Origin of the sequence: Xylanivirga thermophila (assembly GCF_004138105.1) — a bacterium.
GTDB classification, from domain to species: domain Bacteria; phylum Bacillota; class Clostridia; order Caldicoprobacterales; family Xylanivirgaceae; genus Xylanivirga; species Xylanivirga thermophila.
The window spans coordinates 176,891-188,385 of sequence record NZ_RXHQ01000003.1 but is presented as its reverse complement, the minus strand read 5'-3'; the positions used below and the strand labels follow the sequence as shown (position 1 = coordinate 188,385).

Here is an 11,495-nt window from a genome sequence, read left to right as displayed (position 1 = left end):
TATGGAGCCAAAAATGTATTTGATATTTAGATTAGATTGGTTTTGTTTGATGTGATTAACTATTAAATTTGCAGGTTTGATAGTGCTTTCATTCACTGATTAATACAATACTAATTATACAAGGAGGGATTATATCGTGAAAACAGGTTTTCGCAGACTAGTTTGTCTGTTTATTGTATCAGGATTATTATTAATACCTACACAAGCATTTGCTCAGCCAGACCTGCCATTTGAAATAACGGCAAAAGCAGCTATTTTGGTAGATTATGAGACAAACACAATATTATTCGAGAAAAGCTCAAATGAAAAACTGCCAATTGCAAGTGTAACTAAAATCATGACTATATTATTAGCATTAGAATCTATTGAGGCGGGAGAGTTGAAACTGGACGATATTGTCGAAGTTAGTAAAACAGCAGCTAGCGTGAAAGGCTCTACTGCCTTTTTATCTCCCGGCGAACAATTCCCGGTGTCTACTTTATTAGAAGCCATTATAGTGGCTTCGGCCAATGATGCTAGCGTTGCAATAGCTGAAAAAATATCAGGTAGTCAGGAATTGTTTGTAAAAAAAATGAATGAGAAAGCTCATTCATTGGGAATGAATAACTCCAATTTTATGAATTGCACAGGATTGCCAGAAGAGAATCACTATTCTTCTGCACAGGATGTAGTAATAATGTCTAGAGAACTGTTAAAATATCCTTTATTTTTTAAATGGAGCACAATTTGGCTGGATTATATGCGAGATGGTGAAACAATGTTGAATAACACAAACAAGCTGATAAGATTTTATGATGGATGTGATGGTGTTAAAACTGGATATACTACAGAAGCGCTCCATTGCATTTCCGCTACAGCAAAACGTGATAATTTAAGGCTTATATCTGTCATACTAGGTGCTCCTGACTCAAAAGCCAGATTTAGAGAAGCAAGTAAACTCATGGATTACGGATTTGCTAACTATGAATCGGTGCCAATAATAAAGAAAGGACAAGTTATAAAACAGGCTAAGGATATACCAGTTACAGATGGAAAATTTACTATTATATCAGGTATCGCTTCAAATGATTTATCCGTTTTATTACAAAAAGGATCTCCAAAAGATTTCAATTTTAGCTCAGAGATAGATATTCCTTTAAAGGCCCCTATAAAGGAAGGACAAAAAATTGGATACTTAAAAGTTGAATTAAACGGTCATCAAATAGGCAATGTAGATATATTGGCAGATAGAAGTATAGAATCAGCTAATATTTTGGATTATTTTGACAAAATATTAAATCGTTGGCTTAAACCCCAGCATTCTGAATAATCCATAATACCCTGCAGCACCCACTGCCTTGAAAAAAATTGGATCAGCATCTATTCCCCTTCCCATTGTGGTAGGACATATCTCATAATTAGCCAAAGCTCTATATATTCCATTGCCATCAACTATAGAAAAATTGTGTTTCTCCATAAGCTTGTTTATTGTCAGCTGTCTATAGATATATGACAGCTGGCTTTTTTTCATTAGAGGTAAGACAATTTTAGCATTGCTTTGTATAATATCATTTAGTATGGTTATTGTATGATGGCTTATTCCCATATGTCTAGCTCGTTTATCAGCAAAGCTTATTCGCGGAACATATATAAACTTTTTGCATCCTGTACTCATAATAAAATTCCCATAAAATCCGAGTTCTAATCCGCTAAATCCATATTTAGTATCAGTGCCCAATATACCGGGTCCCATAGTAATTATTATAATATCGCATTTTTCGATATTGGCTGCTGCTATAAGTGCAGTGTATATGTTAACACACTCATAATCTCCTCCAAATGCATTGCCACAGGTAATGGTAACATCGAGCAATTCTTTTTTCTTTAATTCTTGAACACTTTTACTAAACATTAAAGGCATAGCACCATGGTCGGTCATTATGTATCCAATCTTTACTTTATTATTTGAAAATAATTTAAGATAGGCACAAAGGGGTGCTAACATGCTATGAAGTTCTCCTATATAGATCATTTTATGATTAAAATCTATAGGTAAATTAAAATCGTTATGGTATATACTGTCATGTTCTTCAGCTAGTAAACATTTGAATTGCAAAGGTGTATATTTTAATTTCATACCATGTCCTATGTTGGAAATATTCTGTTCATAACAACTATAGTTATAAATAATAAAATGATATCCTCCAGTTCCTAACTTTAAAGTACCTGCGGTAGTATTTGCTATTACAGAATCTCCTTTTTGTATATCGCCAGTCAACATTCTATATCCTATGGCTCTTTTTATAGGATGCTCAATATCTAAAGTAAGAATATATACCTGTCCATTAAATGAATTGATACTTTTGACAATACCTTTTCTATATTCTATATTCATATTATGATCTTATCCTTCCTATATTATCAATAAATCTGAGAATGGGATTTTTTTTGATACAAGCAGATATAGAATTAAATTCTGCAAATAGATGAATTATTATTAAAAAAGATAATATAATAATTTTCCAGTTTGTTGTCATAGATCTAATTATAAACAGCCCCATGATACCACCAATGAGATTAGCTCCTGAATCTCCAAGCATGTATACTTCTCGCATTTCTCCAAATATGTACACGGATAAAACGCCCAACATGGGATAAAACATCCATATGAAATCACTATTATTAAAAAATAAAAATAAAACTATGAACATGATAAATGTTTTTATTGTTCTTCCAGGCCTAAGATCTAATAAATTAAAAAAATTAATGCATAAAGCAAAAATAGATGTATTAATAATTATTTCGAAAATTCTATCATAATAGATAATGGAAACTATGAGGCCCGTAAAAATTCCTAATATTGCTTTTATAGCACCTGTAGACATTTCGCCTCTTAAAATAGTATTTATATGACCCTTTATTCCCTTAGCATTATTATCTCCTAGATAATCATCCATAATTCCTAGCAAACTAACTAGGGTACTTACTATTATGAATACGCATATATCAATAGATGGTTCATGCAAAAGTAAAATTATTGAGGATAATAAGCATGCAAATAAAAAAACAATTCCTGCCCCAGTTATTACCTTTATTCCCCTATAATTTTCTACTACCATATTGTTGCTTTCCAAAATTCTGGTAATTCTAGGCAATAAATATAGAGTAATCAAAAATGATATAGTAACCAGTATCAATTTTATCTACCTTCCATTAACATTTTTTTGATAAAAACATGCGAGATATCTTTAAATTGCTTGGCTCTATGTATAAATCCTGCAAAATTTTTCCCTGTAATTCTATGTTTCATATTTACATCTACTTCCTGTATTCTAACTCCTGAACATAAAAGATCTATTGTCATTCCAAATTCTATACCAAATCGTGGATATTGTAGATATTCTATTTTCATTACATCCTTTTTAAAGGCCCTTTGTCCTGATAAGACACTACTAAAATGCTTGCCAGTTATTTTTCTTATACCCGATATACTCAATCTTTTTACAAATCCAAATCCTCCTTTATTTTTTACAAAAGGTATTTTAGCCACAGTGACATCGGCTTCATCTTTTAAAATAGGATTAAGAAGTTTAGTAACTTCTTGAGCACTTTCCCCTAAATCTCCATCTAGAAATATTATTATGGGATTATCTTGTAACTGAATCCCGGTTTCCAAAGCATACCCTTTTCCATAATTTTTATCTAATCTATATACTCTAGCACCGGCTAATTCAGCAATTTTAGATGTTTGGTCAGTAGAACCATCATCTATCACCAAAATATCTTTTATTTCCGGTACATTCTTTAACGCACAAATAGTACTTTCTATTCTTCGTTCTTCATTAAATGCTGGAATAATAACTCCTACATTATTATTATTGCATCTTATCATCATCTATCACCTTTTTCGTGATTATATATTGATCGTATATCTGCAGGAAATAGCGGATCTGGTAATATTCCATTTGCTTGTTCTCTTATCCCATAGTTCCCGCTATTGCCACAAAGCAATGATACAAGGCATAACCTACCATATAAAGAATCAATGTTTTCTATTGTAGATATCCCTAGATTTCTATATGTGGATTTTTCGATATCATAGCTACTGTTTGATATGCCGATTATGGCTATATCTAAATCTTGCGCTGCTTTTACTATTCCTTGTGTCAACAATTCAAAATTTTTATCCTTAATATAATCTCCAGATAATATTATTGCATTGCACCCATCCTCGATATTTACTGTATTTTTTATTGCTCCATTCTGTATTAATTCGTATACTGAGTTAACATTTTGGCCTTCTGTTATGCTAAATATTAAATCTTGGCCCATATATTGGTATAGAGAAGTTAGCGGCATATCCTGGGTATCACTGTATTGAGAATAAATTTGAGATATTTCTTCATTTAAAGAGCTATTTATTATATAACTAGAACTAATCTTTGCACCTGCATTTTCAAGAATACTTATTATATCCTGATAGATGCTATTATTTTCTCCTAGTGAAATAAATGTCACCCTAATATCACTTAACTTATCCTTTATAATCTCATCAAAAAGTACGTTGCACAACCAGTCAATTTGTTGTTTTTGTTGTTCTAGCTGAATGTAGTTATTTTTCCATTGCTCCGTTTGTGTACGTATTATATTAAATTCCTCTTCTATTTGTTTGGTTAATTGTTTTTGTTGATTTTCTAGTATGTTTTTATTCTCTAAAGAAATTCCTACAAGAATACCAAGACCTAAGGCAAGAAATATTCCAATTATCAATATTATATAATACTTAAAATTCATCATATATTACCACCTAACATCCTAAAAATAACCTTATCTTCAATGCCAGTAATCTGTATATTTCTCTTATCTGGGGAGATAGTCTGGATATTAAAACAATCGGGAAAAGAGCAGCGGCAAAAAGAGCAGCCACATATCTAGGCTTTATTTGGTTTTTATATAATTCATTTACTCCTTTCGCGTCTACTATCTTATATCCTACCTTCATTCTTACCAAAAGGGTACTAGCCATTCCTGGTCTACCCTTTTCTAAAAAATCTATCATATTTGTATGACTGCCTACTGTAACTATAAGCTCTGCCTTATTTTCGTAGGCAAAAATTAATGCAATATCTTCACTGGTTCCAGGATATGATAATATGTCAGCCGTTAGTCCTAGCTTACAAATCCTATCCATTCCAGGACAGCGCCCATCCGGATAGGCATGAACAATTATCTGTTTACAATTACGGATACACTTGTCGGATACACTATCCATGTCACCTATAAGTATGTCGGGTTTAAATCCATAATCCAATAGAGCATCCCCTCCTCCATCTACTCCTATCATAATTGGCTTTACTTCTTCAATATATGATCGAATAGCCTTTAAATCTTCTTTGTAGTTTCTACCTCTTATTACAACTAATACATGTTTACCTTGTATTTTTTGTTTAGGTCTTGGTAATTTTAAAGGAGTTAAGACTACATCCTTCTCTTTATGCGCATATTGTAAGGTATTATTAATAAACTTATTTAGAGCAATATCAATATTATCTGCTGCATCTTCCATCTTTTTTAATATTTCCTTTTCAGTTAATATAAATGCCTGACCCACTATTTCATTATTTATATATAATTTATTACCATCCCATTGCAATATATCGTTCTCTTGTATAAAATCAAATAGCTCATTGCCTATATTATCAATAATGGGAATATTGTTTTGACTTAGTATTTTAGGACCTTGATTAGGATATTTCCCACTTATGGAAAGGCAGGCGTTTACTATTGCTTTCACTCTTTTTTCCGCTAAATTTACAGCTGCTACTTCGTCAATATCTTCATGTTTTATAACAGCAATATCCCCAGGTTTTAACCTATTAACCAAATTTTTTGTCTTTATGTCTTTTTTGGCTCTGCCTTTTATCACATCTATCTCTCCTATTCGTTTTCATATTACTATATTTTGCACATTAGCTGATTTTATACAAAAAAAAATAACATGCTAAAATGCATGCTACTTTTTCAATACTTAATATGTTTTTGATTGCATCCTTATCTTGTCAGCTACCATTGCAATAAACTCGCCATTAGTAGGTTTACCTTTTTGTTCATGAACAGTATAACCGAAAAATTTATTTATAGTATCTACCCGACCTCTGCTCCATGCTACTTCTATAGCATGTCTAATAGCACGTTCTACTCGACTTGGAGTAGTATTAAACTTTTGAGCTATACTTGGATATAATTCTTTTGTTATTCCACTTAATAATTCTATATCATTAACTACCAGAGCTATAGCTTCACGTAAATATTGATATCCTTTTATATGTGCAGGGACACCTATTTCATGCAATATATTAGTTATATCTGCTTCTAATGATATAACTTTTCCGTCGTTCCATATAGAATTTGATTTAGTAAATATGGGCGTAGATCCTAACATGGCAGCACTATTAGATACTATTTCTGAATTAATATCCATGAGCTGGCGTATTCGTTGTACAAAAACTTTTAAATCAAAAGGTTTAACCATATAATAATCACAACCTAGACTTATGGCCTTTTGAGTAATCTTATCCTGACCTACAGCAGATAATATTACTACTTTAGGCCTTTTTTCCAACTCCATTATATTTAATTTTTCAAGTACGCCTAATCCATCAAGATGGGGCATTATTATATCTAGAACAACAACATCAGGTTTAGTTATTGATATCAATTCTAACGTTTCTGCTCCATCATTGGCTATACCTACAATCTCCATATCATCTTGAATTTTTAGATATTGACTAACAATATCACAAAACTCTTTATTATCATCAGCTAATAATATCTTGATTTTTTCAGACATAGTGATTTACCCCCTTCTGTAACGCGAGACTTTATATGTCAAATATTAATAAAATATATAAAAAGTTTATCAAACCTCTATTAAACTTTATTCGACAGACATTTAGAATTTCCTTCTTGTAAAAGCAAAAAAGTATGTTTATTCTATAATTTTACTGGATTCATCTAACATCCATTCTATAAATATTGCATACCCTTTTGTAGGATCATTAACCAATACATGCGTAATAGCACCTACTATCCTTCCATTTTGAATTATTGGGCTTCCACTCATTCCTTGTACAATGCCTCCTGTTTTATTTAATAATTCAGGATCTGTAATTTCTACTACCATACCTTTAGAATTAGGATGACTTTGCCTATTTATCTTTACTATATTTATATCAAATTCCTTTATTCCTTCATCATCTATTGTACATAATATAGTAGCTTTACCTATATTAATACTATCTTGATATGCAATGGGAATACCTTTTTTATAATCTATCTGCTGGATATTGGAATTTATTTTGCCATAGATACCGTAATTAGTATTTTTATATACATTTCCCATGGATTTTTGTTTATCTGAAAACACACCCTTTATTTCTCCAGGTTTTCCTTTTGATCCTTGTTTTATATCCACAATATGTGCTTCCATGATTTTGCCGTTTTTAACAGGTAATAATAGCCCTGTATCTATATCGGTTATTGCATGACCTAATGCTCCAAAGTTTTTGCTATCTGGATCTATAAAAGTTAGCGTACCTACCCCCGCTGTGCTATCCCTTACCCATATACCAAGTCTGTATTTATTATCATTTCCATCTAATGTTGGTGTTATATGGGTTTGAAATATCATATTCCCCCTTCTTATATCTAATTCTAAACCATTTTTGCGTTTTTTATCTACCAATATTGATAAATGCTCTGCATTTTTAACATATACTCCATTTACCTTCTCTATAATATCGCCTGGTTTCAATCCAGCTTCAATAGCAGGATAATAAGTTGTACCCGACTTGTCAATTATTTCAGATGTACCTACTATAATAGCACCTTGGGTATGAATAGATACACCAACTGCTTGACCGCCTGGTATAACCTCCTTTTGAGGCTGTACATTTACCTTTAATTCTTTGATTGGTATAAGACCAAAAAGTTTAAAATTAAGAGATACTTTCCCATTTTGTACAGTCTCTATTGATATAGGTTCAGACATGCTATATATCGGATAATCTTTTAATGATTTACCATTAAATTTTAAAACATCTACATTATCACTTTCAATTTTAATTTTAAAAGGCAACCCAAAACTAAGAACTTTCGTGTCGCCCTCTAATATATATAGCTCTGAAGGTGTATTTCTTATACTTTGAACACAAGGCAAATAATTTAGGAATAAAACTGTTATTGCTAAAAATACTCCTATAAGCTGTTTCAACTTCATCTTTTTCATAATATTTACACCTCTATCTTATGGCAATTGACATATTAGTAACAAGATTAAGTTAACCGCTAATAAAAGTAATTATTCAATCTAACATAACGTAAAAAAAGACAAAAAAAGAAAGGGTATACACCCTTTAAAAAAATAAAATCATCTACAGTTATTTATCTTTAAAATTTTTAGCTTGATTAATCATCTCTGATGCATGTCTAAGGCTAATTTCTGTTATATCCGTGCCATCAATCATCTTTGCTAATTCCTTTTTCTGTTCTTCAGGTTGTAAGAAATTCACTGTAGTGATAGTGCGTCCTTTTTCCAAATTTTTGCTAACGCAAAAATGATTATCCGCCATAGCAGCAATCTGAGGAAGATGTGTAATACAAATAAGCTGGTGATATCTAGAAATAGACGCCATTTTTTGTGCTACAACCTGAGCTATCTGTCCACTTATGCCAACATCTATTTCATCAAAAATAAGTGTGGGTATATCATCTACATTTGCACTAATGGTTTTAAAAGCTAACATCATTCTTGATAACTCTCCACCTGATGCAATTTTATTTAAAGGCTTTAGTGGTTCACCTATATTTGGTGATATTAAAAATTCTACTTTATCATAACCGTTTTCTGATATATATATATGAGAATCATTTATATCTTCTGGGTGAGATATTAAAATATCAAACCTGGCTTTATCCATTCCAAGATCAATTAATTGTCTGTGCATATCCTGTTTAAATTTTTCAGCTAATTGCATTCTTTTATGAGACAACTCACTACAATAGTTAACTAATTTAATATATAAATCTTTTTCTTGTCTTTTTAATTCTTCCAACGTTTCTTTGCTATTTTCTACATAGGATAACTCTTTCTGTATTTTAGCTTTATATACTAAAATTTCTTTTATCGATGACCCATATTTTCTCTTCAATTGTCTTATCAAATCTAATCTGTTTTCAACTTGTTCTAATCTTTGAGGGTCATATGAAAAACTATCTTTATATGTTCTTACCTTTTCTACAATATCTTCTATATTATAATATAGGTCATCTATCTGTTGAGATATATTTTTTAATTTATCATCTAGTTGAGCAATGTCAAATAATAAATTACTAATAGCCCCTAATTGATCATATACAGCTGCGTAATGAGAATCTCCAGAATAAAGCAAACTATAAATTTTTTCCACTCCATTAACTATCTTTTCTGCATTTTGAAGAATAAGTTTCTCATGCTCCAATTCTTCTTCTTCTGATTCAACTAGACGTGCACTTTCAATTTCATTGATTTGATAGATCAATAAATCTTTTTTTCTTTCTAGATCCCTTTCATCTCCTAGTATCTTATCTATATCATTTTTTATGGCTTTCCATTGATTGTAACAAGAAGATAATTGTTTTTTTAACATTAGAATATCTTTACCACCTAATGCATCTAAGACATCTAGTTGGTACTCTGGCGACAAAAGAGATTGATGCTCATGCTGTCCGTGTATATCAATCAAACATTTACCTACTTCTTTTAAAGTAGAAACGGTAACTGCATGTCCATTTATTCTACACACGTTTCTACCATTAGTATGCAATTTTCTCATAAGTATTAACATACCATCCTGTTCAATCCCTATTCCCCATTGATCCAAAATAATTGAAATTTTATCATGATATTCCACATAGAACACAGCTTCAACCCTTGTGAAATCAGCACCTGAGCGTATAAGCTCTCTGTCAGCCCTTCCACCTAGTACCAAGCTAATGGCATCAATTATTATAGATTTTCCAGCACCTGTTTCACCAGTAATAATATTAAGTCCTGAGCGCCATTCTACAGTCAGCTCATCTATCAGCGCCAGATTTTCTATAGATAAATGGCTGAGCATATTCATCCCCCTGACATTATTTTAAAAGTTTATTAAATCTCTGAATAACTCCTTTAACTAACTCATTGTTTTTAACTATTATTAGTATAGCGTCATCACCAGCAATACATCCTATAATCTCATTCCAATTCAATGCATCTATAGCAGCAGCTGCTGCCATTGCACCACCAGAAAAAGTTTTTATAACGATTAAATTATTTGCATAATCCATTGAAACTACTGATTCTGAAAAAATGCGAATAAGCCTATCTGATACGCCTGCATCTGTCTGGTCAATTGCCGCATATTTATATGTACCAGACGAAGATAATACCTTAACTAGTCGTAATTCCTTTATATCTCTTGATACTGTAGCCTGTGTTACATCAAATCCCCGTTTTTTTAATTCCTGAGCTAGTTCTTCTTGGGTTTCTATATCCATTTCTTCTATAAGCTGTAAAATAACAGAATGCCTATCTAACTTCATTCCCAGAGATACCCTCCTTTCATTCTTCATCATCTTTTCTATCTATAAGTTTATTTCTCAATATATCAAAAAAACTGCGATTATTTATATGCAATAAATGGACTTTTAATCGACTTTTATTTATTATGATAACATCATGCTCTATAAGTAAAACTCCGTCCTGTCCATCTACCGTAAGTAAAATATCTTGTTTACTATCTGTTACTACTATCTTTATTTCATCATTTGCATCCGTTACTATAGGTCTTCTATCCATTGTATGCGGACAAATCGGTGTAAGCAACAAACATTCCATATTTGGATTTATAATGGGGCCACCTGCGGACAAAGAATATGCAGTTGATCCCGTTGGAGTAGAAACTAATAAACCATCGGCTGGATAATAATTGACGAATTTATCATTTATATAAGCATTTAGATGTATTATTCTAGCAAAAGATCCCTTTGCTATAGCAACGTCATTAAGTGCGTCAAATTGGGCATATATGTCGCCATTTCTAACAAGAGATGCTCTAATCATCATCCGTTCTTCAATCGTATATCGATCTTGCGCAAGATTTAAAAGCGCATTGTCTAATTCTGCCCATTCAACCTCTGTTAAAAAGCCTAACCTACCCATATTAATACCTAGTATAGGTAAATTATGAGGTGCAACTTTTCTTGCAGCCCGTAGAAAAGTACCATCCCCGCCTAACACCATAATTACATCACATATTTTGAAAAATTGCTCAGGTGGCAGAGCATTACCAATTTTTACAACATTAAAAACCTGAGGCATCATAAAAACTTCCATACCATATGACAATATTTTAGATATTAATATACGTGTTTGCACACCAATCACATCTTTGACTAAATTAGGGATGATACCTATTTTTTTCATTTCATTCTCC

11 protein-coding genes are annotated in these 11,495 nt (G+C 31.7%); 1 reads left to right on the top strand and 10 read right to left on the bottom strand.

Going from position 1 to position 11,495, the window contains the following annotated elements:
• The first annotated feature begins 136 nt into the window (after window positions 1-136).
• The gene (locus tag EJN67_RS03210) at window positions 137-1,309 is read left to right on the top strand and encodes a D-alanyl-D-alanine carboxypeptidase family protein (RefSeq protein ID WP_129722275.1); all 1,173 of its coding nucleotides are present in this window, start codon (window positions 137-139) and stop codon (window positions 1,307-1,309) included.
• Here the strand turns inward: EJN67_RS03210 and EJN67_RS03205 are convergent.
• The 10 genes from EJN67_RS03205 to EJN67_RS03160 all read right to left on the bottom strand — a co-directional run bounded on the left by EJN67_RS03205 (window position 1,274) and on the right by EJN67_RS03160 (window position 11,485).
• A complete protein-coding gene (locus EJN67_RS03205; protein ID WP_129722272.1) occupies window positions 1,274-2,374 on the bottom strand; it encodes a DUF3866 family protein in 1,101 nt (366 codons plus the stop codon). The two genes, EJN67_RS03210 and EJN67_RS03205, sit on opposite strands and share 36 nt — an antisense overlap.
• Before the next feature lies 1 nt (window position 2,375).
• Entirely contained in the window at window positions 2,376-3,098 is a 723-nt protein-coding gene (locus EJN67_RS03200) for a phospho-N-acetylmuramoyl-pentapeptide-transferase (protein WP_129722269.1), read from the bottom strand.
• A gap of 80 nt (window positions 3,099-3,178) precedes the next feature.
• On the bottom strand, window positions 3,179-3,871 hold the full coding sequence (locus tag EJN67_RS03195; RefSeq protein ID WP_129722266.1) for a glycosyltransferase family 2 protein: 693 nt from the start codon (window positions 3,869-3,871) through the stop codon (window positions 3,179-3,181).
• The gene (locus EJN67_RS03190) at window positions 3,871-4,776 is read right to left on the bottom strand and encodes a copper transporter (RefSeq protein ID WP_129722262.1); all 906 of its coding nucleotides are present in this window, start codon (window positions 4,774-4,776) and stop codon (window positions 3,871-3,873) included. The genes EJN67_RS03195 and EJN67_RS03190 overlap by 1 nt, the downstream gene beginning before the upstream one ends.
• 10 nt (window positions 4,777-4,786) lie before the next feature.
• A complete protein-coding gene (gene steA / locus EJN67_RS03185; RefSeq protein ID WP_129722259.1) occupies window positions 4,787-5,905 on the bottom strand; it encodes a putative cytokinetic ring protein SteA in 1,119 nt (372 codons plus the stop codon).
• 102 nt (window positions 5,906-6,007) lie between these two features.
• Window positions 6,008-6,829, bottom strand: a complete 822-nt coding sequence (gene spo0A, locus EJN67_RS03180) for a sporulation transcription factor Spo0A (RefSeq protein ID WP_129722256.1) — start codon at window positions 6,827-6,829, stop codon at window positions 6,008-6,010.
• Between the two features lie 138 nt (window positions 6,830-6,967).
• Window positions 6,968-8,266 carry a SpoIVB peptidase gene (gene spoIVB / locus EJN67_RS03175; protein ID WP_129722253.1) on the bottom strand — a complete coding sequence of 433 codons (1,299 nt, stop codon included), beginning with the start codon at window positions 8,264-8,266 and terminating at the stop codon, window positions 6,968-6,970.
• A gap of 151 nt (window positions 8,267-8,417) precedes the next feature.
• Entirely contained in the window at window positions 8,418-10,136 is a 1,719-nt protein-coding gene (gene recN / locus EJN67_RS03170) for a DNA repair protein RecN (RefSeq protein ID WP_165000699.1), read from the bottom strand.
• Between the two features lie 16 nt (window positions 10,137-10,152).
• Window positions 10,153-10,602, bottom strand: a complete 450-nt coding sequence (locus EJN67_RS03165; RefSeq protein ID WP_129722247.1) for an arginine repressor — start codon at window positions 10,600-10,602, stop codon at window positions 10,153-10,155.
• 19 nt (window positions 10,603-10,621) lie between these two features.
• Entirely contained in the window at window positions 10,622-11,485 is an 864-nt protein-coding gene (locus EJN67_RS03160; protein ID WP_129722244.1) for an NAD(+)/NADH kinase, read from the bottom strand.
• Window positions 11,486-11,495 lie beyond the last annotated feature (10 nt).